Source organism: Streptomyces sp. NRRL B-24085 (assembly GCF_001282115.1).
In the GTDB taxonomy this organism is placed as follows: Bacteria; Actinomycetota; Actinomycetes; order Streptomycetales; family Streptomycetaceae; genus Streptomyces.
The window spans coordinates 33,104-54,255 of record NZ_LJBR01000067.1 but is presented as its reverse complement, the minus strand read 5'-3'; the positions used below and the strand labels follow the sequence as shown (position 1 = coordinate 54,255).

The window sequence follows — 21,152 nt, the reverse complement described above, 5'->3', positions numbered from 1 at the left end:
GTTCGCTGCGGTGGCTCAGTGTGGGGTCGGGAGGTCGGCATGGGGGCGCTCGTCTGGTTGTTGATTCCGTTGTTGGCCGCTGTCCTCGGGGGGCTGTGGGGCAGTTGGGCCAACCGGACCCGGAAGGCGCGCAGCGACGGCCCCGAGCTCGACGGCTACGCCCGTTTCCGTGCCGCGATGGAGAAGTCGCACTCCGGCACCTGACCGCACCCCGGCACCTGAGCGCACTCCGCACCTGACGTCCACGGGACGGCGGCGCCCTGACGAAGCTCTGACAGGTGCGTCCCGTACTGTCATGCCATGCCACGCCGCACCGCGACGATGCTCGCCTCCACACTGATGCTGATCGCGCTCCTCTGCGCGGGAGTCTTCATCAACGTGCCCTACGCCGAGATGTCACCGGGCCCCACGGTGAACACGCTCGGGGACCACGGCGGCGAGCCGGTGCTGCAGATCTCCGGCCGCAAGACGTATCCGACGAGCGGTCACCTCAACATGACCACCGTCCGGGTCACCAGCGCCGACTACAAGATGAACCTCGTCGAGGCCGTGTACGGCTGGCTCGCGCACGACAACAAGGTCGTGCCGCACGACACCCTCTACCCGGACGGCAAGACCGAGGAGCAGTCGACCCAGGAGAACGCCGAGGAGTTCAGCCAGTCCCAGGAGAGCGCCAAGGTCGCCGCGCTGAAGGAACTGGACGTCCCGGTGCAGTCCTGGGTGATCGTCTCGACCGTCGTCAAGGACTCCCCGTCCGAGGGCCGGCTCCACGCCGGTGACGTGATCAAGGCCGTCGACGGTACGGCGGTGAAGGCGCCCGGCGACGTCGCCAAGCTGGTGACCAAGCACAAGCCCGGTGAGGACGTCGTGTTCACGATCGTGCCCGCGAAGGAGCAGGCCGCCGCCGAGAAGGCGCGCCGGACGGCCACGAAGACCGAGAAGGTCACGATCACCACCAGGGCGTCCGACGACGAGGGCGAGAAGCGCGCCGTCGTCGGGATCGCGGCCGGGACCGACCACACCTTCCCGTTCACCATCGACATCAAGCTCGCCGACGTCGGCGGCCCGAGCGCCGGCCTCATGTTCGCGCTCGGCATCTACGACAAGCTCACCCCGGGCAGCCTCACCGGCGGCAGGTTCGTCGCCGGCACCGGGACGATCGACGACGACGGCAAGGTCGGCCCGATCGGCGGCATCGAGATGAAGACGGTCGGCGCCCGCGACAAGGGCGCCCAGTACTTCCTGACGCCCGCCGACAACTGCGCGGCCGCCGCCAAGGACACCCCGGGCGGGCTCACCCTGGTCAAGGTGAACACCATCGGGGACGCCCTCGGCGCGCTCAAGGACATCCGCGAGGGCAGGACGTCCGACCTGCCGAAGTGCACCGAGGGATAACCGCGGCGGCTACTCCGCGAAGGTCGCCGACAGCGCCTCCGCCAGACCCGGCACCAGGTCACCGCCCGTGAGGACCTCGGTGGGGGAGTCCTTCTCGCGCAGCCGCAGAGCCGAGTCGCGCCTGCCGTCGCGCAGGACCGCGACCGTCATCCGGACCTCCTGGCGGTCCGGGTGCCCGGCGACCCACTTCGCCAGCTTGGCCTCGGTCAGCCCCTGCGGGACGGACGCCTCGGCCGACGGCGGCAGCATCAGGCGCTCCACGGTGAGCGCGCAGCCGACGACCGCGTCGGGCCAGGCGATGGTGCCGAGGAACTCGTCGAGCGGCTTGCCCGCGGGAATCTCCTCCTGCTCGATGGGGGTGAAGCCCGCGGACTCCTGCCCCTCCTGGAGACCGAGCTGGCTCGCGAGAGCGGGTTCCTGGGCGCGCAGCCGGGCGGTGTCGACGAGGGCGAAGAGACGGGCGGGCTGGTCCCAGCCGAGGCCGGAGGCGTACTCGTCGATCTCGAGAACGGCCCGGGTGAGCGGGTTCGCCGCCATGGGGGTGTTGGACATGGTCACAATCCTGCCTCGTTCGTGACCGGAATCGGGAACCGAGTAAACGGTGAGTAAGTTGCATAGGTGTGGGCCCGCGATCACGGGGGGCCATGCAGGGCCCGCGAACACGAGGGCCTGACGGATCGACAGCGAACTTCGAGGTGCGCACCTTGGCTTTCCAGATGCCGGACCGCGGCGGAGGCCCGACGGGGCCGCGGATGAGAGTGGGCCGCCCGTCCCGGCGTGCCCGGACCCTGCTCATGACGCTGGGCGTCCTTGCCGTCCTCGGCATGGCGTTCACCATGTTCGCGGGCTTCTGGACGGACTGGCTCTGGTACCGCTCGGTGAACTACTCGTCCGTGTTCACCACCACCCTGTGGACCAAGATCGGGCTGTTCTTCGTCTTCGGTCTGCTGATGGCCCTCGCGGTCGGCTTCAACATCTGGCTGGCCCACCGGCTGCGCCCGCCGCTGAGCGCCATGTCGATGGAGCAGCAGAACCTCGACCGCTACCGGATGGGCATCGCGCCGTACAAGAAGTGGCTGCTGCTCGGGATCGTCTCCCTGGTGGGCCTGATCGCCGGCGCCTCCGCCTCCAGCCAGTGGCGGACCTGGCTGATGTGGGTCAACGGCGTCTCCTTCGGCGAGAAGGACCCGCAGTTCCACCTCGACATCTCCTTCTACACCTTCGACCTGCCCTGGTACCGGTTCCTGCTCGGCTTCGGCTTCGCCGCCGCGATCCTCTCGGTGATCGCCGCCGCGCTCACCCACTACCTGTACGGCGGTCTGCGGATCACCTCCCCGGGCGCGCGGGCCACGGCCGCCGCGACCGGCCACCTGTCGGTGCTGCTCGGCGTCTTCGTCGCCCTGAAGGCCGTCGCGTACTGGCTCGACCGGTACGGCCTGGCGGTCAAGTCCAGCGACTTCAAGGCGACCGACAGCTGGACCGGTCTCAGGTACGTCGACGCGAACGCCTATCTGCCCGCCAAGACGATCCTGTTCTGCATCGCGGTCATCTGCGCGCTGCTGTTCTTCGCCACCCTGTGGCGGCGCACCTGGCAGCTCCCGGTGATCGGCTTCGGCCTGATGGTGCTCTCGGCGATCCTCATCGGCGGCCTCTACCCCGCGATCGTCCAGAAGTTCCAGGTCCAGCCGAACGAGCAGGCCAAGGAAGCGCCGTACGTCGAGAAGAACCTCAAGGCGACGCGCGAGGCCTACGGCATCGACGACGCCTCGGTCACCGAGTACGACGGCAAGTCCACCACCACGGACAAGACCAAGCTGCGCGACGACGTCGACGCCACGGCCAGCATCCGGGTCGTGGACCCCAACGTGGTCTCGCCGACGTTCCAGCAGCTCCAGCAGATGCGTAACTACTACGCGTTCCCGACCAACCTGGACGTCGACCGGTACAGCAAGGACGGCAAGAACGCCGGGGATCAGGACACGGTCATCGGGCTGCGCGAGCTGAACCTCGCCGGCATCCCGAAGAACAACTGGATCAACGACCACTTCCGCTACACGCACGGCTACGGCGTGGTCGCCGCCAAGGGCACCGAGGCCGACGACGAGGGCCGCCCGGTCTTCACCGAGTCCAACCTGCCCTCCCAGGGCGACCTCGGGACGTACCAGCAGCGCGTGTACTACGGCGAGAAGACCACCACCTACTCGATCGTCGGCGGTCCCCAGAAGGAGATCGACTACTCCGACGACTCCGGCGAGAAGACCTACAGCTACAAGGCCAAGAGCGGGGTCAACCTCTCCAGCCCGGTCAACCGGGCCGCGTACGCGGTGGCGTTCAGCGAGCCGCAGATCCTCTACTCCGGAGCGATCGGCGAGGGCTCGCGGATCCTGTACAACCGCACGCCCAAGCAGCGCGTCGAGGCGGTCGCCCCCTGGCTGACCATCGACGGCGACGCCTACCCGGCGGTGGTGGGCGGCAAGATCCAGTGGATCGTCGACGCCTACACGACGACCAACGGATATCCGTACTCCTCGCGCACGACCCTCGGTGACACCACGGCCGACTCGCTGACCGCGACGAACAACCAGCGGGCGGTGGTGGCCCAGCAGAACCAGGTCAACTACATCCGCAACTCGGTGAAGGCGACCGTCGACGCGTACACCGGCGAGGTCAAGCTCTACCAGTGGGACACCAAGGACCCGGTCCTCAAGACCTGGATGAAGGCGTTCCCCGGCACGGTGGAGCCGAAGAAGGAGATCTCCACCGACCTGATGGCCCATCTGCGGTACCCGCAGGACCTGTTCAAGGTCCAGCGTGAACTGCTGGCGCGCTACCACGTCGAGGACGCGGACACCTTCCTCAGCGGCAGCGAGGTGTGGCAGGTGCCGGACGACCCGACCAACAAGTCGGGCGACGCGGTGCCGCCGTACTACCTGAGCATGAAGATGCCCGACCAGAAGGCGCAGGCGTTCTCGCTCACGACGACGTTCACGCCCAACGGCCGGGACAACCTCAGCGCGTTCATGTCGGTCGACGCCGAGGCGGGCACCAGCGACTACGGCAAGATCAGAATCCTGAAACTGCCGACCAACACCACGGTCAACGGGCCCAAACAGGTGCAGAGCCAGTTCAACTCCGAACAGGACATCGCCGAGACCATCAGCCTCCTCAACCGGGGCGACTCCAATGTGGAGTACGGCAATCTCCTGACGGTGCCGCTCGACGGAGGACTGCTCTACGTGGAGCCGGTCTACGTACGCGGTGGTGGACTCAAGTACCCGCTGCTGCGGAAGGTGTTGGTGACCTACGGCGGCAACACCGCCTTCGAGGACACCCTCGACGAAGCGCTGAACAAGGTGTTCGGAGCGAGCGGTTCGACCACCGAGCCACCGGACGACGACGGCGGGACGACCACCAAGCCGCCGCCGGCCTCCAGCGACCCGACGGTCCAACAGGCGCTGGACGACGCCCAGAAGGCCTTCGAGGCCGGCCAGGAAGCCCTGAAGAAGGGCGACTGGGAGGCGTACGGCAGGGCCCAGGCGGATCTGGAGGCCGCGCTCAAGCGGGCGGAGGACGCGCAGGCCGCGGCGGACAAGAGCGGCAGCAGCGCGAAGCCCAGCAGCAGCCCGAAACCCAGTGGCAGTCCGAGCCCGAGCAGCAGCCCCGGCGGCTGATCAACCGCCGGCCGAACGCCCACCTCCGCGCCGTGATACGGTTGCAACACAACGGCGCGGGGTGGAGCAGCTCGGTAGCTCGCTGGGCTCATAACCCAGAGGTCGCAGGTTCAAATCCTGTCCCCGCTACTGGAATCGAAGGCCCGGATCCTTTCAGGATCCGGGCCTTCGTGATGTGCGAACGCATGTGCCGAGGTCCTGACGGCCGCGCCGCCGGGGGCAGTTGGGGGCGACTGTGTTTCACTTGTCGTTCTGTGGGCATGTCGACAAAACGCTGAAGTGACCTCACTGGCTGCGGTATACCAGGTGTACCCAGGTTGCAGGTGGTGCGACGATGGACGTTATGGGGGACAAGGCAACTCTGTTCGAGACAGGGCGTTTTGTGCAACCTTCCGGGCGGGACGGGGCCGGGGAGGCGACTGACGACGCCGCCGAGGAGGTCCGGCAGCGCCTGGCCGCCGAAGCCGGTGACGTCGAGGCGATGAGCGTCCTCGGCGCCCTCCTGCTGCGCCGCGGCGATCTCGACGGAGCCGAGCCCCATCTGCGTGCCGCCACCGCCGCCGGCGACCGGGCCGCCGCCAACAACCTGGGAGTCCTGCTGCACCAGCGCGGATACGCCGACGACGCCGCCGGCTGGTGGCGGATCGCGGCCGTCGCCGGTTCCGCCGCGGCCGCGCACGCGCTGGGCCGCCACCACCGCGAGCGGGGCGACGAGCCCGCCGCCGAGTACTGGCTGCGCCAGTCCGCCGAGCAGGGGCACGCGCTGGGCGCCTACGCGCTCGCCGACCTGCTGGAGCACCGCGGCGACGCGGGCGCCGAGCAGTGGATGCGGATCGCCGCCGAGCGGGGCCACCGGGAGGCGGCCTACCGGCTGGCCCGCACGCTCGACCGCCGACTGGTTCCCGAGGGCGACGTGGGCGAGGACCACGGCGCCGGGGCCGAGGCCGAGCTGTGGTACCGGCAGGCCGCCGCGCGCGGTCACCGCCGGGCGGCGCTGCATCTCGGGGCGATCCTGGAGCGGCGCGGTGCCCTCAAGGAGGCCGGGCGCTGGTACCTGACGTCCGCGAAGGACGGTGAGGCGCGGGCCGCCTGCGCGCTCGGCTTCCTGCTGCGGGACGCCGGTGACACCGAGAGCGCCGCCGTGTGGTGGCTGCGCGCCGCCCAGGACGGCGACGGCAACGCGGCCAACGCGCTGGGCGCCCTGCACGCCGAGCGCGGCGAGCCGCAGACCGCCGAGCGGTGGTACCGGGCCGCGATGGACGCCGGTGACGACAACGGCGCGTACAACCTCGGGCTGCTCTGCGCCGAGCAGGGGCGGACCGCGCAGGCCGAGCAGTGGTACCGCCGGGCCGCCTACGCGGGGCACCGGGAGGCGGCCAACGCGCTCGCCATCCTGCTGCTCCAGGGCGGGGACACGGCCGGGGCCGAGCCCTGGTTCTCCAAGGCCGCGGAGGCCGGCAGCGTGGACGCCGCGTTCAACCTCGGCATCCTGTTCGCCGGGCGGGGCGAGGACGCCGTGGCGCTGCGCTGGTACGAGCGGGCCGCCGCCGCCGGGCACACCGAGGCCGCACTCCAGGTGGGCATCGCCCGGCTGCGGGAGGGCGACGAGGCCGGCGCCGAGCGGCACCTGCGCTGTGCGGCGGGCGGCGGCAGCGCGGAGGCCGCGTACCGGCTGGCTACCGTGCTGGACGCCCGGCGGCCGCCGGTGCCCGCGCACTCCCTCGGGGAGCCGGTGCACGAGGAGAAGAGCGAGTGCGAGGAGTGGTACGAGCGGGCGGCCACGCAGGGGCACCGCCGGGCCCAGGTGCGGGTGGGCATGCTCGCGGCCGCGCGGGGCGACGTCGTCGAGGCGGCCCGCTGGTACCGGGAAGCCGCGGAGGCGGGGTCCCGCAACGGCGCGTTCAACCTGGGGCTGCTGCTCGCCCGGGAGGGCAGCGAGCCCGAGGCCGCCGTGTGGTGGGCCCGGGCCGCCGACGCCGGGCACGGACGGGCGGCGTTGCGGCTGGCCCTGGTCTACGCGCGTCGGGGAGAGCTGGCCGAGGGGCAGCGGTGGGCCGACCGCGCGGTGGCCCTGGGGCCCGAGGAGGTCTCGGAGCGGGCGGCCCGGCTGCGGGACGCGCTGCGTGAGGAACTGTCGGCGTGACGGTGTGTGAGGGAGACCTCGGCACAGCGATTTGCCTCTGGCCTCATCCTTCACGTAACGTTGCATTCATCGACGCGGGGTGGAGCAGCTCGGTAGCTCGCTGGGCTCATAACCCAGAGGTCGCAGGTTCAAATCCTGTCCCCGCTACTGAAGGCCGAGGGCCGGAATCCGAAAGGGTTCCGGCCCTCGGTGTTTGTCGGGGCCGGAACCTCACTGCTTCCGGCCCACGCAGAAGGCCCGCGGGCAGCACGGAGCCCCGGCGTCCGCGAGGGTCGCCGGGGCTCCGGTGCGAGCTGTTACGCCGCCGCGCAGTTCGGGCACACGCCCCGGTACGTCACCTCGACGTCCGAGACGGTGAAGCCGAACCGCTCCGAGTCGGGCAGGTCGGCCATCGGGTTGCCCGTGGGGTGCACGTCCCGGATGGCGCCGCACTGGGCGCAGACCAGGTGGTGGTGCGGCCGGTGGGCGTTCGGGTCGTACCTCTTGGCGCGCTTGTCGGTGGCGACCTCGAGCACCTCGCCGAGGGAGACCAGCTCGCCCAGCGTGTTGTAGACGGTCGCCCGGGAGATCTCGGGCAGCTTGGCCACGGCGCGTGCGTGGACCTCGTCGGCCGTCAGGTGGACGTGTTCGCCGTCGAGGACCTCGGCCACGACGCGCCGTTGTGCGGTCATCCGCCAGCCACGGCCGCGCAGTCGTTCCAGAAGGTCGCTCATGCTCACCAGACTAACAGCCGGAGACCAGAATCCGAACGGGTGTGAGTTTGGAGAGCTGCTCGATTTGGATTGAGTCTAATGTGGTGCACCGGTGCCGGCCGCTACCCGCTGCCGTGCAGGTGCCCAGCAGCGGATGATGTCGCGCACCGAGACGATGCCCGCGGGCTCGCCGTCGTCGAGCACGATGAGATGCCGGAAGCCGCCATGCGCCATCGCCTGCGCGGCCTCCTCCAGGGTCCAGGCCGGGGTGGCGAAGACGACGTCGGTGGTGGTGTGGGCGTGGGCGTACTCCGTGTCCGGGCTCTGGCCCAGCCCCACGGAGTTCAGGATGTCGCGCTCGGTCAGAATGCCGGTGCCGGTGCCGTCGGGATCGAGGACCACGGCCGCGCCCACCCGGCGGGCGGACATCAGGGCGGCGGCCTGGCGGAGAGTGTGGGCGGGGCCGATGGTGAGGACCACCGTGCTCATGGCGTCGCGGACGAGCATGGGTTCGCAGTCACCTCCTGGGAACCAATGAGTTCGTTCATTGGTTCACAAGTTCACAAATGAGGGTCCTCTCAGAGTCGCAGGTAAAGCGAGGGTCAACAAGAGGGCGTGCGCCGCCGATTGAGGGCGCACGCGCTCAGACGGGCTCCGCGGGAGTGCGTCTCAGTAGCGCTCGTTGAGATAGCCCAGGAACTCGTCGTGCAGCAGTCCGTTGGACGCGGCGGCGTTGCCGCTGTGCGGGCCGGGGCGGCCGTCCAGGCCGGTGAAGGTGCCGCCGGCCTCCGTGACGACGATGGCGTTGGCGGCCATGTCCCACAGGGAGAGCTCGGGCTCCGCGCAGAGGTCGACCGAGCCCTCGGCGACCATCATGTACGGCCAGAAGTCGCCGTACGCGCGCGTGCGCCACACCTCGCGGGTCAGGTCCAGGAAGCCGCCCAGCCGGCCCTGGTCCTCCCAGCCGGTGAGGGAGGAGTACGCGAAGGAGGCGTCGCTCAGCCTGCCCACCTTGGAGACGTGCAGACGGGACGCGGAGGAGAGGCTGCGCCCGCTGAAGGCGCCGTGGCCCTTCGCGGCCCACCAGCGGCGGCCCAGGGCCGGGGCGGAGACCACGCCGACGACGGGCTGGAAGCCGCCCTCGCCCGCCTCCATCAGGGAGATCAGGGTGGCCCAGACGGGGACGCCCCGCACGTAGTTCTTGGTGCCGTCGATCGGGTCGACGACCCAGCGGCGCGGGCCGGTGCCTTCGACGCCGAACTCCTCGCCGAGGATGGCGTCGCGGGGCCGGGCGCGCTTGAGGTGGCCGCGGATCAGTTCTTCCGCCGCCTTGTCCGCCTCACTGACCGGGGTCATGTCCGGCTTTGTCTCGACCTTGAGGTCCAGTGCCTTGAAGCGGTCCATGGTCGTCGCGTCGGCCGCGTCCGCGAGGACGTGGGCGAGGCGGAGGTCGTCGAGGTAGTCCGGCATGGTGGGAACGGTATCTGCCGGTGTCGGTACGGTGCCACGGGGGCCGGAGTGTGGACGCCCCGTGCGTGCCGGGCCCGGTGGTGCGGCGGCCGCGGGCGCGTCGCGCCGGCCCCGCGCCCGGCTACGTCCCCGCGAACCCTTGACAGTGCTTCCGTGCGCGTCAAATCTGGGCGCAGAGCTGCTTGCTCCCTGGGAGGCGATGATGCCTGCTGCGCGGGAATCGCTGCTGGATGCCGCTTATGCGGCGTTGGCGCGTCGGCCGTGGTCCGCCGTGAGGATGGTGGATGTCGCGGCGGCGGCCGGAGTGTCCCGGCAGACGCTGTACAACGAGTTCGGGAGCAAGGAAGGGCTGGCCCGCGCGCTGGTGAGGCGAGAGGCCGACGGGTACCTCGTCGGCGTCGACCGGGCGCTCACCGGGCACGGCGACGCCCGCGAGCGGCTGACCGCGACCGCCGAGTGGACCACCGCGTCCGCCCGGGAGAACGCGCTGGTACGGGCCATGCTCACCGGCTGCTGGAGCGAGCGGCTGCCCTCGCCGACGCTCACGGCCGTGCCGTCCTCCTCGGCCGTACCGGCGCAGCGCCGGGCCGACGGACCGCTGCCCTCGCCCGGCGACTTCGTGGCCCTGGTACGCGACCGGGCCGTCTCCGTGCTGTCCGGACCCGGCGTCCACAAGTCGGAGGTCCCCGACCTCGTCCGCTCCTGCGAGCTCACCGTCCGGCTCGCCCTGTCCTGCGTGGCCGCCCCTCCCGGCGAGGGCGGGGTCGCGGACCTGGTGCGCAGCGCGCTGCACCGGCAGTACGCGTGACGGGTGCTAGTGGGACGAGCCCGACAGCTGGAGGCCGATCACCCCGATGATCACCAGGCTGATCGACACGATCTTCAGCGTCGACACCAGGTCGTCGAGGAAGACCATCCCGTAGATCGCGGTGCCCGCCGCGCCGATCCCGGTCCACACGGCGTAGGCGGGGCCGACGTCCAGCTTCTTCAGGGACAGGGTCAGCAGGCCGAAGCTGCCGAGCGCGAAGATGCAGAACGCGATCGTCGGCCACAGCCGGGTGAAGCCGTGGGAGAGCTTCAGACACACGGCGAAACCGGTCTCCAGCAACCCGGCCACCACCACCAGCAGCCACGCCATGTGCTGTCCTCCCGTATGTCCGGCTCAGTGCGAGTATGCACTTACCGAACTCTCGTACACCCAAACACCGGGGAGGTCAGTCCCCCTCGGTCCGCTCCCGTGTCGCGAGCAGGCGTCGCAGGGAGTACAGCCGGGCCGGGTCGGCGTGCCCGTCGGCCACCCACTGGTCCAGCGCGCAGTCCGGCTCGTCATGACTGCACGCGCGCGGACAGCCCTCGGTTCCCGGTTCCAGGTCGGGGAAGGCGTGGATCACCCGGGACGGGTCCACGTGGTGCAGCCCGAACGACCGTACGCCCGGAGTGTCGATCACCCAGCCGTCGTCGCCCGCCAGGGGCAGCGCCAGCGCCGAGGTCGTGGTGTGGCGGCCGCGGCCGGTCACCGCGTTCACATGGCCGGTCAGGCGCCGGCGGTCCTCCGGGACCAGCGCGTTGACGAGGGTCGTCTTGCCGACGCCCGAATGGCCGACGAACGCCGTGATCTTGCCGTCGAGCTGCTCGCGCACCCGGGCCGCCGCGTCGCCGTTCTCCAGCTCCTCACGGCTGGTGACGACGTACGGGATGTCCAGATCGCCGTAGAGCTCCAGGAGTTTGTCCGGCGGGGCCAGGTCCGACTTGGTCATCACCAGGAGCGGGGTGAGCCCGCCGTCGAAGGCCGCCACCAGGCAGCGGTCGATGAGCCGGGGGCGGGGTTCCGGGTCGGCGAGGGCCGTGACGATGGCGAGCTGGTCGGCGTTGGCGACGACCACCCGCTCGTAGGGATCGTCGTCGTCGGCGGTACGGCGCAGGACCGAGGTGCGCTCCTCGATCCGGACGATCCGCGCGAGGGTGTCCTTCTGCCCGGACAGGTCGCCGACGAGGGCCACCCGGTCGCCCACGATCGCTGCCTTCCGGCCCAGTTCGCGGGCTTTCATGGCCATGACGATCCGGTCGTCCACGAGGACGGTCAGCCGGCCCCGGTCGACGGTGAGGACCATCCCCCAGGACGCGTCCTCGTGCTTGGGCCGGATGTTCGTGCGCGGCCGGTTGCCCTTGCGGTTGGGGCGGCTGCGGATGTCGTCCTCGTCGGTGTGCTTGCCGTAGCGGCGCATGACGTGCGTCCCCTACGCCTTCTCGCTCCCGAGCATCCCGCTCCACATGTCGGGGAAGTCCGGCAGGGTCTTGGCCGTCGTCGCGACGTTCTCGATCCGTACCCCCTCGACCGCGAGGCCGATGACCGCGCCGGCCGTGGCCATGCGGTGGTCCTCGTAGGTGTGGAAGGTCCCGCCGTGCAGCGGGCGCGGGCGGATGTGCAGACCGTCGGCCGTCTCGGTGACGTCACCGCCGAGTTCGTTGATCTCCTTGGTGAGCGCGGCCAGCCGGTCCGTCTCGTGCAGGCGCAGGTGGGCCACCCCGCGCAGGGTGGAGGGGGAGTCCGCGAGCGCCGCCACGGCCGCGATGCCGGGGGTCAGCTCGCCCACCTCGCCGAGGTCGACATCGATGCCGTGGATCCCACCCGAACCGGTGAACACCAGCCCGTACTCGGTGAGTTCACAGGAACCGCCCATCTCGGTGAAGATCTCGCGCAGCCGGTCACCGGGCTGGGTGGTGCGGGCCGGCCAGTCCGGGATCACGACCTTGCCGCCGGTCACCAGGGCCGCCGCCAGGAACGGCTGGGCGTTGGAGAGGTCGGGCTCGATCGTGAGGTCCCGGCCCAGCAGGGCACCCGGCGTCACCCGCCAGACGTTCGGCTCGCCGCCCGACTCCGGGGTGTCCACCTGGGCGCCGACCGCGCGCAGCATGTCCACGGTCATCCGGATGTGCGGCATCGACGGCAGGGTCGCACCGACGTGCCGGACCTCGACGCCCTGGTTGAAGCGCGGGCCGGAGAGCAGCAGCGCCGAGACGAACTGGGACGAGGAGGACGCGTCGATCTCGACCGTCCCGCCGTCCAGCGCGCCCCCGCCGTGCACCGTGAGCGGCAGCGCGCCGCGGCCGTCGTCGTCGATCCGCGCCCCGAGCACCCGCAGGGCGTCGATCACGCCGTGCAGCGGGCGTTCGTACGACCTCGGGTCGCCGTCGAAGACGACCGGGCCGTCGGCCAGGGCGGCGACGGGAGGGAGGAAGCGCATGACGGTGCCGGCGTTGCCGACGTCCACCGTGGCGGGGCCGCGCAGGCCCGCCGGCAGCACCCGCCAGGTCTCCCCGGTGCCGTCGGGGCCGACCCCCTCCTCGATGCCCACGCCCATCTCGCGCAGGGCCGCCGCCATCAGGAGGGTGTCGCGGGAGCGCAGGGGGCGGCGGAGCCAGCCCGGCTCACTGGCGAGGGCGGCCAGGACGAGGGCCCGGTTGGTGACTGACTTCGACCCCGGTACGTGGACCGTCGCGTCGACGGCTGCGCTCGCGTGGGGGGCGGGCCAGAGGGCGGTGTCTGAGGGGTTCGAAGCCATGGGGTCACTTTAGTAGGGGGCCGGGTTCCCGGTGCGGCGCCGTCGGGGCCCGCCTCGCCACGGTGACGTCCCCTCCGGGCCGCGTCACACCTCCAGCAGCCACCTGCCGCCGCCGATCAGCGAGCACAGGCTCACCGCGTGGAACAGGAACAGCCACAGTCCCGCGGGCACGTTCGTCAGACGCGACAACTGGTCCGCGTCCGAGTCGCCCGCCCCGCCCCTCGTCCGCTTCGCCTGTAGCTCGAAAGCGGGACGCACCCCGCCCAGCAACAGGAACCACACCACCGCGTACGCGAACGCCGCCTGCACCTGGGGACCGGCGAGCCAGGACACCACCACGAACGTGCCGCCGGTGAGCAGCACCGTCAGCGCCCCGTACGCGTTGCGGATCATCACCAGCATCGCCACCAGCAGGGCCGTCGCCGCCCACAGCAGCAGGGTGATGCGGCCGGTGGCCAGCAGGGCGGCGCCGCCCAGGCCCAGCAGCGGGGGAGCGGTGTACCCGGCCGCGGCGGTGAGGATCATGCCGATGCCGGTCGGCTTGCCCCGGCTGACCGTGAGGCCGCTGGTGTCGGAGTGCAGGCGTATGCCGGTGAGCTGACGTCCGGTCAGCAGGGCGACCAGACCGTGACCGCCCTCGTGGGCGATGGTGATGGCGTTGCGCGACAGGCGCCACAGCGGATGCGGGACCACTATGGCCAGCGCCGCCACCAGGGTGGCCAGCACCACCCACAGGTCGGGGTCGGGCTGGAGGCCGGTGACCTCGTCCCAGAGAGAGGTCGCTGTGCTGGTGTCCATGTTTCCCGGTGGCTCCCTCTCGGCGTACGGAGTCTGGCAGTGTGGCACGTATGTGCGGACGGTATGCAGCCAGTCGTGGGCCCGAGGATCTCGCAGGAATCTTTGAGATCGAGAAGTGGGAACCCGAGGAGACCCTGGAGCCCGACTACAACGTGGCCCCGACCAAGGAGGTCTATGCCGTCCTCGACCGTCCACTCAAGGACGTCGAGGACCCGCGGCCGGTTCGGCAGCTGCGGAAGCTGAGGTGGGGCCTGGTCCCGAGCTGGTCGAAGACGCCCGAGGGCGCGGCCCGGATGATCAACGCGCGCGCGGAGACCGTGCACGAGAAGCCGTCGTACAAGCGGGCCTTCGCCACCCGCCGCTGCATCATTCCGGCCGACGGCTACTACGAGTGGGTCACCGCCGCCGGTGAGCGGGAGCTGGAGGTCGAGGGGAAGAAGAAGCGGCCGCGCAAGCAGCCCTACTTCGTGCTGCCGGCCGACGGCTCGGTGTTCGCGATGGCCGGGCTGTACGAGTTCTGGCGGGACAAGACCCTGCCCGACGACCATCCGCAGGCCTGGTGGGCGACCTGCTCGGTGATCACCACCGAGGCGGAGACCGGCCCGCTGGCCGTCTCCCCGGCCGACGGCCCGCGCTCCCTCGCCGACATCCACCCCCGGATGCCGCTGATGCTGACCCCGGACCGCTGGGACACCTGGCTCGACCCCTCCCGCACCGACCTCGACGACCTGCGCTCCCTGCTCGCACCGCCGCCCGAGGGGCTGATGCGGGCCTATCCGGTGAGCACCGCCGTCAGCAACGTCCGCAACAACGGGCCGGAGCTGCTGAAGGAGCTCGACGGTCCCGAAGAGGGCACACTCTTCTGACGTGACCAAAGAGACCTCCGAGATCATCGGCACCGAGGCCGGGGAAGCCCGCATCACCTGGCACCCGGCGAGGAAGGCACGGCTCGTGCTGGCCGTCGGCCACGGCGCCGGCGGCGGCATCGAGGCGCGGGACCTCCAGGCACTCGCCGGGGTGCTCCCCGGTCACGGGGTGAGCGTGGCGCTGGTCGAGCAGCCCTGGCGGGTGGCCGGCAAGAAGCTCGCGCCGGCCCCGAAGACCCTGGACGTGGGATGGCGGGGACTGTGGCCCGCCCTCGCGCGCCCCGGCCTGCCGGTGATCTCCGGCGGGCGCAGCGCGGGTGCCCGGGTCGCCTGCCGTACGGCCGTGGAGCTGGGGGCCGCGGCGGTCCTCGCCCTGAGCTTCCCGCTGCACCCGCCGGGCAGGCCGGAGAAGTCCCGGGCCGCGGAACTCCTCGGGTCCGGGGTGCCCACCCTGGTCGTCCAGGGCGGCAACGACCCGTTCGGGAGGCCGGAGGAGTTCCCGGACGGTTCCTTCGAACTGGCCGAGGTGCCCCACGGCGACCATGGCTTCGCCGTGCCGAAGCGCGCCCCGATCACCCAGGACGAGGCCGTGACGGTCATCACGGACGCGGTCGTGAAGTGGGTCGGGTCACTGGGGTGAAACCCCGGGAATGCCGAGCCGCGAACCTCTGTTGAGGCGGACAGAAGCGCTGAGGACAGCGCAGACCGTTGTAGGAGAGGAAGTCCGCCGCATGGGTTCTACCTTCTGCCCGAGCCGCAGCAGCCGTGCTGACCTGGACTGGACGGTGCTGCATGCGGCCAAGACCACCCCGATTCGAGGGGCGGCCGGGACGGGTAGTCGTCTATCCTCCAATTCCGGTGGCACGGGTTTCGTTGCTGCCCGGAATCTTGAGGAGGTGGGTCCGGTCACTGGGATCGACGCAGGGACCGACAACGGCCAGGCGGAGCTGCCCGAGGGCCAGGGCGCGAGCACGGAGTCGACCGCGGAGCGCACCGCGCGCTTCGAGCGGGACGCGCTCGAATTCCTCGACCAGATGTACTCGGCCGCCCTGCGCATGACGCGCAACCCGGCCGACGCCGAGGACCTGGTGCAGGAGACGTACGCCAAGGCGTACGCGTCCTTCCACCAGTTCCGTGAGGGGACCAACCTCAAGGCGTGGCTGTACCGGATCCTCACCAACACGTTCATCAACTCGTACCGCAAGAAGCAGCGCGAACCCCAGCGCTCCGCGGCCGAGGAGATCGAGGACTGGCAGCTCGCGCGTGCCGAGTCGCACATGTCGACCGGTCTGCGCTCCGCCGAGTCGCAGGCGCTCGACCACCTGCCCGACTCGGACGTGAAGGAAGCGCTGCAGGCGATCCCCGAGGAATTCCGCATCGCCGTCTACCTCGCTGACGTAGAGGGCTTTGCGTACAAGGAGATCGCGGACATCATGGGGACACCCATCGGTACGGTGATGTCCCGCCTGCACCGCGGCCGCCGTCAACTGCGCGGCATGTTGGAGGACTACGCGCGCGAGCGCGGGCTCGTCCCGGCCGGTGCCGGGGAGTCGAACGAAGCGAAAGGCTCGGGCTCATGAGCTGCGGAGAGCCGCACGAGACGGACTGCAGTGAGGTACTCGATCATCTCTACGAGTTCCTCGACAGCGAGATGCCGGACGTCGACCGCGCCAAGTTCAAGCAGCACTTCAGCGAGTGCTCGCCGTGCCTGGAGAAGTACGGCCTCGAAGAGGCCGTGAAGAAGCTCGTCAAGCGCTGCTGCGGTCAGGACGACGTGCCGACCGACCTGCGCGCCAAGGTCCTGGGGCGGCTCGACCTGATCCGCTCCGGACAGACGGTGCCGGAGCACGACGTGACGGCCTCCCCCCAGGAGTCCTGAGCTCCCCCTCCCGGAGAGCTCCCGCGTCACTCGAACGTGCTAATCGGCAGGTGATCACCCCGCGCCGCCTCCCCTCACCGTCCTAGGCTCCTCGCAACTGTGCGGACAGGGCTGGAGGGGCGACATGGAGGCGGTACCGGCACGCGCGCGTGCGTACGTCGCGTGTGTCGCCGCAGCCGCACTTCTCTGTCTGCTGCCGCTGCCGGCCACCCGCACCTCCTGGTGGGAGCTCGCCCTCCTCGCCGCGCTGTACGCGAGCTGCGAGCGGGCCGCCGCCCGGTGGCGGTTCGCCGGCACCTTCCACCCCGTGCTGCTCGCCGGCGCCTTCCTGCTGCCGCCCCCGGCCGCCGCCCTCGTGGCGCTGCCGGGGGCGCTGCTGTCCCCCGTCGAGCGGCGCCCGCGGGGGCTGCGCCGGGTCTGGCGGGCCGCGCAGCTCGCGGTGAGCGTGTGGGCGGCCGCGTGGGCGCACGGGGCGATGGGCGGCCGGGACGCGGTCGCCGCCGCCCGCTTCCCGTACGCGCTGCTCCCGGCCGGGCTCGCGGTGCTCGCCTTCTGCCTGGTGCTGAGCGCGCTGGACGGCGGGATCCTGGCACTCGCCGAGCGGATTCCGGTACGGCGGGCCTGGCGCGGTCTGTTCCTGCGCTCCCTGGCCCCCGTCACCGTCCACGGCCTGGCCGGCCTGATGACGGCCGTGCTCTGGCGCAGCCCCTACGGTCCCGTCGCCGCCCTGCTCGTGCTGCTGCCGATGTGCGTGTCGTGGTGGGTGTTCGCCCAGTACCACCGGGAGCGCGCCGCCCATCAGGCCACCATCCGGGCCCTTGTGCAGGCCGTCGACATCAAGGACGAGTACACGCGCGGGCACAGCGAGCGGGTCGGACAGGCGTCGATGATGATCGCGCGGGAGCTCGGCATGGACGACGCCCGCATCGAGATGCTGCGGTTCGCCGGCATCCTGCACGACGTGGGCAAGCTCGGCGTGCCGACCCGGCTGCTCAGGAAGGACGGGCCGCTGACCCCGCAGGAGCGGCGGATCATCGAGCTGCACCCCGAGTACGGGCACGAGATGGTGCGGGGCATCTCCTTCCTCGGGGAGGCGCGGGCCGCCGTGCTCCACCACCACGAGCGGCTGGACGGCAGCGGCTACCCGTACGGACTGGTGGGCGGTCAGATCCCCGAGTCGGCCCGGGTGGTGGCCGTCGCCGACGCCTTCGACGCGATGACCTCCACCCGCTCCTACCGGCGGGCCCGGCCCGTGGGGGCCGCGCTGGAGGAGCTGGAGCGGTGCGCGGGCAGCCAGTTCGACCCGCGGATGGTGAGGGCCCTCGTCCAGGCACTGGCCCGGCACGGCTGGCACCCGGCCGTCACGGCCGACGAGGCAGGCGTGCCGCACCCCCGGCCGACCGTCGCGGGGCGGCCGGAGGTACGCCGGTGAGCGCCCCGGGCGCGCCGAAGCCACCCCGGCGGCGCCCGCCGCTCCTCGCCCTCGTCCACGGCTCCGCCGCCCTGCTCGCCCTCGGCTCCCTCGCCGTCGTCCTGTGGACCGGTCTCGAGGAGCGCGGCACCGCCCTCGCCTTCGGTGTGCTGATCACCGCCGGTGAGCTCAACCGGCGCAGCGGCCCGCACGCCAGGGAGGCCGCGCCGCTCGGTGCCGCCGGGGCGCTGTCGTACGCCCTGCTCGGCGAGAACGCCGGCACGCCCACGCAGCACGGCGCCGCCCAGGTCGTCGCCGTCGTCCTCGCCGCGTCCCTCGTCGGCAGCGTGCCGCACGTCGGGCGCGGGCAGGGGCCCACCGCCGACCAGTCGGCCCGCCGCGTCCTCACCGTCGGGTTCGCCGCCGTGTGCTTCCAACCCCTGTACAACCAGGGCACGTTCGCCCAGTGGAGCGGCCCCGCCTACGCCCTGCTCCTGCTCGCCCTGCTCTCGCTCACCGCGCTGTGCGACGCGGTGCTCGCGGCCGCCCTCGCGCACTCCCGCACCCGCTGGCCGTTCGGCCCGCTGCTCCGGGACGAGCTGCGGGCCCTGCTCGGCATCGGGTCCGCCGTCGTCGCCACCGGGGCCGTCATGGCGCTCGCGGTCGCCGTCGCGGGGCTGTGGGCGCTGCCCGTCTTCTCCGTGCCGCTGCTGCTCACCCAGCTCTCCGTCCGCCGGTACGCCGCCGTCCGCTCCACCTACCGGCAGACCATCGCCTCCCTCGCCCGCGCCACCGAGATCGCCGGGTACACGCCCGCCGGGCACGCCCGCAGGGTCGCCGCGCTCAGCCGGGAGGTCGGGCGCGACCTGGGACTGTCCCGGCCCGAACTCACCGTCCTGGAGTACGCCGCACTCATGCACGACATCGGCCAGCTCAGCCTCGTGGACCCGGTGCCCGCGGGCGCCACCGCCGCCCTGCCGCCGGCCGAACAGCGCCGCATCGCCCTCCTCGGCGGGGCCGTCGTCCGGCAGACGGGCGTCGACGCGGCCGTCGCCGTGGTCGTGGAGCGGCAGGCCGACCCCTGCCGGGAGCAGCCGCTGGCCGCCCGGATCGTGCGGGCGGTGAACGCCTACGAGGAGAAGGCGCGGGACGCCGGACCCGGCGGGCCGCTGACCGCGCTGGAGGAGCTGCGCCTGGGCACCGCGGGGGACTACGCTCCGGAGGTCGTGGAAGCGCTGGCCCGGGTGCTGTCGAGAGACTGTCTGACCTCGCCCGTGACGGGGTAACCCATGGGTAATGAGCGCCCTTCCGAGCACACGTGGTTGGATGCGGGAGAGAGGGTGCCCGGGGGCACAGCCAGCCCACTCGACGGAACCGGCAGGCGGGAATCGTGAGGATCTTCGGCAAGGGACGGCACCGGCCCTCCGCCTCCTGGCGGCAGGCCACGGACCGCGCGTTCACGCTGATCGGCGACGGTCGGTACGAGGACGCGGGCGCGCTGCTGACACGTGCCGCGGACCTGGAGCCGTGGCTGTCGGAGTCCTGGTTCAACCTCGCCCTGCTGCACAAGTTCCGGCACGACTGGGAGCAGGCGCGGGCCGCGGGACTGCGGGCCGTGGCCCTGCTCGACCGGGAGACCGGGGCGCCCGACTGGTGGAACGTCGGCATCGCCGCGACCGCGCTCCAGGACTGGCCGCTGGCCCGGCGCGCCTGGCAGGCGTACGGGCTGCGGGTGCCCGGGGGCACCTCCCGGCCGAAGGCCGGGGGAGCGACCGCGTCCGGGGAGCCGCTCGGCATGGACCTCGGCAGCGCGGCCGTACGGCTGTCCCCCGAGGGCGAGGCCGAGGTGGTCTGGGGGCGGCGGCTGGACCCCGCCCGCATCGAGGTGCTGTCCATTCCGCTGCCGTCCTCGGGGCGGCGCTGGGGCGAGGTCGTGCTGCACGACGGGGTGCCGCACGGCGAGCGGACCACGGCGGCCGGGCACGCCTACCCCGTCTTCGACGAGATCGAGCTGTGGGCGCCCTCGCCCGTGCCCACCTGGGTGGTCCTCCTGGAGGCGGCCACCGAGGCCGACCGGGACGCGCTGGAGCAGCTCGCGGCCGACGCCGGGTTCGCGGCGGAGGACTGGTCGTCGTCGGTACGGCTGCTGTGCCGGATGTGCTCCGAGTCGCGGATGCCGTCCGACGAGGGCGACGGGGAGCATCTCGATCCGCACGACCACAGTGAGCCGGGGCATCCCGGGCCGCTGGGGCACCGCACCGACGGGCAGCTCTGGGTGCCGGAGCGGGAGTGCGGGGTGGCCGCGCCGGCTTCGCTGGTCCGGGGGTTGCTGGACGGGTGGGTCGCGGACAGCCCGGATTCCCGTGACTGGCGGGATCTGGAAGAGGTCTGCTAGGTCGTTGGCCGGGTGCGGGTCCGGTGGGGGCTTGTCGCGCAGTTCCCCGCACCCCTGAAAAGCAAGCTCCCCGTACCCTGTATGCGCAGCTACCCCCTGTTCTTGTTTGAGGAAGGCACCGTCGGTCATGGCCCAGCAGGACACCGATCAGCAGCACGCGGGCGTGCTCCCCGTCGACGACGAGGGATTCGTCATCGACACCGAGGACACCGAGGAGCGGGAGAACGCCTGGCGTGAGCGCGGCACCTCGCGGCCCATCACCGTCGTCGGGAACCCCGTGCTGCACAAGGAGTGCAAGGACGTCACGGAGTTCGGCGAGGAGCTCGACCAGCTGGTGGCGGACATGTTCGCCAGCCAGCGCACCGCCGAGGGCGTCGGCCTGGCCGCCAACCAGATCGGCGTCGACCTGAAGGTCTTCGTGTACGACTGCCAGGACGACGAGGGCCGGCGGCACGTGGGTGTCGTCTGCAACCCGAAGCTCGTGGACCTGCCCGCCGACCGGCGCCGGCTCGACGACAGCAACGAGGGCTGCCTCTCGGTGCCCACCGCGTACGCGCCGCTCGCCCGTCCCGACTACGCCGAGGTCACCGGGCAGGACGAGAAGGGCAACCCGGTCAAGGTCCGCGGCACCGGCTACTTCGCCCGGTGTCTGCAGCACGAGACCGACCACCTCTACGGCTACCTCTACATCGACCGGCTCTCCAAGCGTGAACGCAAGGAGGCGCTGCGGCAGATGGCCGAGAACGAGCCCCGCTACCCCGTGGTCGCCAACGACTGACGTCACGCAACCCCCGCGCGCACGGCGCCTGTTCAGGAGTCACTCCCCGAACAGGCGCCGTTCGCATGTGCGTCGCACGTTCGATCGGATG

21 protein-coding genes and 2 tRNA genes are annotated in these 21,152 nt (G+C 71.5%); 15 read left to right on the top strand and 8 right to left on the bottom strand.

What is annotated here, in order from left to right:
- Positions 1-39: 39 nt before the first annotated feature.
- Positions 40-204 (top strand): hypothetical protein, encoded by a 165-nt coding sequence (locus tag AOJ26_RS43810; RefSeq protein ID WP_179200268.1) that lies wholly within the window; start codon positions 40-42, stop codon positions 202-204.
- Between the two features lie 96 nt (positions 205-300).
- The gene (locus tag AOJ26_RS10350) at positions 301-1,395 is read left to right on the top strand and encodes a PDZ domain-containing protein (RefSeq protein WP_053847932.1); all 1,095 of its coding nucleotides are present in this window, start codon (positions 301-303) and stop codon (positions 1,393-1,395) included.
- Positions 1,396-1,404: 9 nt separating this feature from the next.
- On the opposite strand, the gene AOJ26_RS10345 is transcribed toward AOJ26_RS10350, so the two are convergent.
- Positions 1,405-1,947 (bottom strand): PPA1309 family protein, encoded by a 543-nt coding sequence (locus AOJ26_RS10345; protein WP_053847931.1) that lies wholly within the window; start codon positions 1,945-1,947, stop codon positions 1,405-1,407.
- 143 nt (positions 1,948-2,090) lie between these two features.
- Between AOJ26_RS10345 and AOJ26_RS10340 the strand changes: the two genes are divergently transcribed.
- The 4 genes from AOJ26_RS10340 (at position 2,091) to AOJ26_RS10325 (ending at position 7,356) form a co-directional block, all read left to right on the top strand.
- On the top strand, positions 2,091-5,066 hold the full coding sequence (locus AOJ26_RS10340; protein ID WP_078959830.1) for a UPF0182 family protein: 2,976 nt from the start codon (positions 2,091-2,093) through the stop codon (positions 5,064-5,066).
- Positions 5,067-5,121: 55 nt separating this feature from the next.
- Positions 5,122-5,195 (top strand) — tRNA-Met (locus tag AOJ26_RS10335).
- Between the two features lie 205 nt (positions 5,196-5,400).
- Positions 5,401-7,209: a tetratricopeptide repeat protein gene (locus AOJ26_RS10330; protein WP_053847930.1), complete on the top strand. Its 1,809-nt coding sequence runs from the start codon at positions 5,401-5,403 to the stop codon at positions 7,207-7,209.
- A 73-nt stretch (positions 7,210-7,282) separates the two neighbouring features.
- Positions 7,283-7,356, top strand: a tRNA-Met gene (locus AOJ26_RS10325).
- Positions 7,357-7,505: 149 nt separating this feature from the next.
- Here AOJ26_RS10325 and AOJ26_RS10320 read toward each other — a convergent pair.
- The 3 genes from AOJ26_RS10320 to hisN form a co-directional block, all read right to left on the bottom strand.
- Positions 7,506-7,922, bottom strand: a complete 417-nt coding sequence (locus AOJ26_RS10320; RefSeq protein WP_037720110.1) for a Fur family transcriptional regulator — start codon at positions 7,920-7,922, stop codon at positions 7,506-7,508.
- A 75-nt stretch (positions 7,923-7,997) separates the two neighbouring features.
- A complete protein-coding gene (locus tag AOJ26_RS10315) occupies positions 7,998-8,408 on the bottom strand; it encodes a cyclic nucleotide-binding/CBS domain-containing protein (protein WP_053847929.1) in 411 nt (136 codons plus the stop codon).
- Positions 8,409-8,570: 162 nt separating this feature from the next.
- Entirely contained in the window at positions 8,571-9,371 is an 801-nt protein-coding gene (gene hisN / locus AOJ26_RS10310) for a histidinol-phosphatase (RefSeq protein ID WP_053847928.1), read from the bottom strand.
- A 199-nt stretch (positions 9,372-9,570) separates the two neighbouring features.
- Between hisN and AOJ26_RS10305 the strand changes: the two genes are divergently transcribed.
- Positions 9,571-10,179 (top strand): TetR/AcrR family transcriptional regulator, encoded by a 609-nt coding sequence (locus tag AOJ26_RS10305; RefSeq protein ID WP_053847927.1) that lies wholly within the window; start codon positions 9,571-9,573, stop codon positions 10,177-10,179.
- A gap of 6 nt (positions 10,180-10,185) precedes the next feature.
- Here the strand turns inward: AOJ26_RS10305 and AOJ26_RS10300 are convergent, their stop codons facing one another.
- The 4 genes from AOJ26_RS10300 to AOJ26_RS10285 all read right to left on the bottom strand — a co-directional run bounded on the left by AOJ26_RS10300 (position 10,186) and on the right by AOJ26_RS10285 (position 13,732).
- On the bottom strand, positions 10,186-10,509 hold the full coding sequence (locus AOJ26_RS10300) for a DMT family transporter (protein WP_053847926.1): 324 nt from the start codon (positions 10,507-10,509) through the stop codon (positions 10,186-10,188).
- 76 nt (positions 10,510-10,585) lie between these two features.
- Positions 10,586-11,596 (bottom strand): ribosome small subunit-dependent GTPase A, encoded by a 1,011-nt coding sequence (rsgA, locus tag AOJ26_RS10295; protein ID WP_053847925.1) that lies wholly within the window; start codon positions 11,594-11,596, stop codon positions 10,586-10,588.
- Positions 11,597-11,608: 12 nt separating this feature from the next.
- Complete coding sequence (gene aroA, locus AOJ26_RS10290; protein ID WP_053847924.1) at positions 11,609-12,934, bottom strand: 3-phosphoshikimate 1-carboxyvinyltransferase; 1,326 nt, start codon at positions 12,932-12,934, stop codon at positions 11,609-11,611.
- An 84-nt stretch (positions 12,935-13,018) separates the two neighbouring features.
- Positions 13,019-13,732 carry a M50 family metallopeptidase gene (locus tag AOJ26_RS10285; protein WP_053847923.1) on the bottom strand — a complete coding sequence of 238 codons (714 nt, stop codon included), beginning with the start codon at positions 13,730-13,732 and terminating at the stop codon, positions 13,019-13,021.
- A 50-nt stretch (positions 13,733-13,782) separates the two neighbouring features.
- On the opposite strand from AOJ26_RS10285, the gene AOJ26_RS10280 reads away from it, so the two are divergent.
- From AOJ26_RS10280 to def, 8 genes are all read left to right on the top strand, one after another.
- Positions 13,783-14,598, top strand: a complete 816-nt coding sequence (locus AOJ26_RS10280) for an SOS response-associated peptidase (RefSeq protein WP_053847922.1) — start codon at positions 13,783-13,785, stop codon at positions 14,596-14,598.
- Between the two features lies 1 nt (position 14,599).
- Entirely contained in the window at positions 14,600-15,238 is a 639-nt protein-coding gene (locus AOJ26_RS10275; protein ID WP_053847921.1) for an alpha/beta family hydrolase, read from the top strand.
- A gap of 256 nt (positions 15,239-15,494) precedes the next feature.
- The gene (gene sigR, locus AOJ26_RS10270) at positions 15,495-16,178 is read left to right on the top strand and encodes an RNA polymerase sigma factor SigR (protein WP_053847920.1); all 684 of its coding nucleotides are present in this window, start codon (positions 15,495-15,497) and stop codon (positions 16,176-16,178) included.
- Complete coding sequence (gene rsrA / locus AOJ26_RS10265) at positions 16,175-16,477, top strand: mycothiol system anti-sigma-R factor (RefSeq protein WP_053847919.1); 303 nt, start codon at positions 16,175-16,177, stop codon at positions 16,475-16,477. Before sigR ends, rsrA begins: the two co-directional genes overlap by 4 nt.
- 124 nt (positions 16,478-16,601) lie before the next feature.
- Positions 16,602-17,909, top strand: a complete 1,308-nt coding sequence (locus AOJ26_RS10260; RefSeq protein ID WP_053847918.1) for an HD-GYP domain-containing protein — start codon at positions 16,602-16,604, stop codon at positions 17,907-17,909.
- Entirely contained in the window at positions 17,906-19,174 is a 1,269-nt protein-coding gene (locus tag AOJ26_RS10255; protein ID WP_053847917.1) for an HD-GYP domain-containing protein, read from the top strand. Before AOJ26_RS10260 ends, AOJ26_RS10255 begins: the two co-directional genes overlap by 4 nt.
- Before the next feature lie 104 nt (positions 19,175-19,278).
- Positions 19,279-20,283 carry a tetratricopeptide repeat protein gene (locus tag AOJ26_RS10250; RefSeq protein WP_053847916.1) on the top strand — a complete coding sequence of 335 codons (1,005 nt, stop codon included), beginning with the start codon at positions 19,279-19,281 and terminating at the stop codon, positions 20,281-20,283.
- Between the two features lie 127 nt (positions 20,284-20,410).
- A complete protein-coding gene (gene def, locus AOJ26_RS10245) occupies positions 20,411-21,061 on the top strand; it encodes a peptide deformylase (RefSeq protein ID WP_053847915.1) in 651 nt (216 codons plus the stop codon).
- The last annotated feature ends 91 nt before the right edge of the window (positions 21,062-21,152 follow it).

Excerpts from the sequence above, each read along its gene's own strand:
- AOJ26_RS43810 (WP_179200268.1), top strand. The coding sequence starts at position 40 with ATGGGGGCGCTCGTCTGGTTGTTGATTCCGTTGTTGGCCGCTGTCCTC.
- AOJ26_RS10350 (WP_053847932.1), top strand. The coding sequence starts at position 301 with ATGCCACGCCGCACCGCGACGATGCTCGCCTCCACACTGATGCTGATC.
- AOJ26_RS10345 (WP_053847931.1), bottom strand. The coding sequence starts at position 1,947 with ATGTCCAACACCCCCATGGCGGCGAACCCGCTCACCCGGGCCGTTCTC.
- AOJ26_RS10330 (WP_053847930.1), top strand. The coding sequence starts at position 5,401 with ATGGACGTTATGGGGGACAAGGCAACTCTGTTCGAGACAGGGCGTTTT.
- AOJ26_RS10320 (WP_037720110.1), bottom strand. The coding sequence starts at position 7,922 with ATGAGCGACCTTCTGGAACGACTGCGCGGCCGTGGCTGGCGGATGACC.
- AOJ26_RS10315 (WP_053847929.1), bottom strand. The coding sequence starts at position 8,408 with ATGCTCGTCCGCGACGCCATGAGCACGGTGGTCCTCACCATCGGCCCC.
- hisN (WP_053847928.1), bottom strand. The coding sequence starts at position 9,371 with ATGCCGGACTACCTCGACGACCTCCGCCTCGCCCACGTCCTCGCGGAC.
- AOJ26_RS10305 (WP_053847927.1), top strand. The coding sequence starts at position 9,571 with ATGATGCCTGCTGCGCGGGAATCGCTGCTGGATGCCGCTTATGCGGCG.
- AOJ26_RS10300 (WP_053847926.1), bottom strand. The coding sequence starts at position 10,509 with ATGGCGTGGCTGCTGGTGGTGGTGGCCGGGTTGCTGGAGACCGGTTTC.
- rsgA (WP_053847925.1), bottom strand. The coding sequence starts at position 11,596 with ATGCGCCGCTACGGCAAGCACACCGACGAGGACGACATCCGCAGCCGC.
- aroA (WP_053847924.1), bottom strand. The coding sequence starts at position 12,934 with ATGGCTTCGAACCCCTCAGACACCGCCCTCTGGCCCGCCCCCCACGCG.
- AOJ26_RS10285 (WP_053847923.1), bottom strand. The coding sequence starts at position 13,732 with ATGGACACCAGCACAGCGACCTCTCTCTGGGACGAGGTCACCGGCCTC.
- AOJ26_RS10280 (WP_053847922.1), top strand. The coding sequence starts at position 13,783 with ATGTGCGGACGGTATGCAGCCAGTCGTGGGCCCGAGGATCTCGCAGGA.
- rsrA (WP_053847919.1), top strand. The coding sequence starts at position 16,175 with ATGAGCTGCGGAGAGCCGCACGAGACGGACTGCAGTGAGGTACTCGAT.
- AOJ26_RS10260 (WP_053847918.1), top strand. The coding sequence starts at position 16,602 with ATGGAGGCGGTACCGGCACGCGCGCGTGCGTACGTCGCGTGTGTCGCC.
- def (WP_053847915.1), top strand. The coding sequence starts at position 20,411 with ATGGCCCAGCAGGACACCGATCAGCAGCACGCGGGCGTGCTCCCCGTC.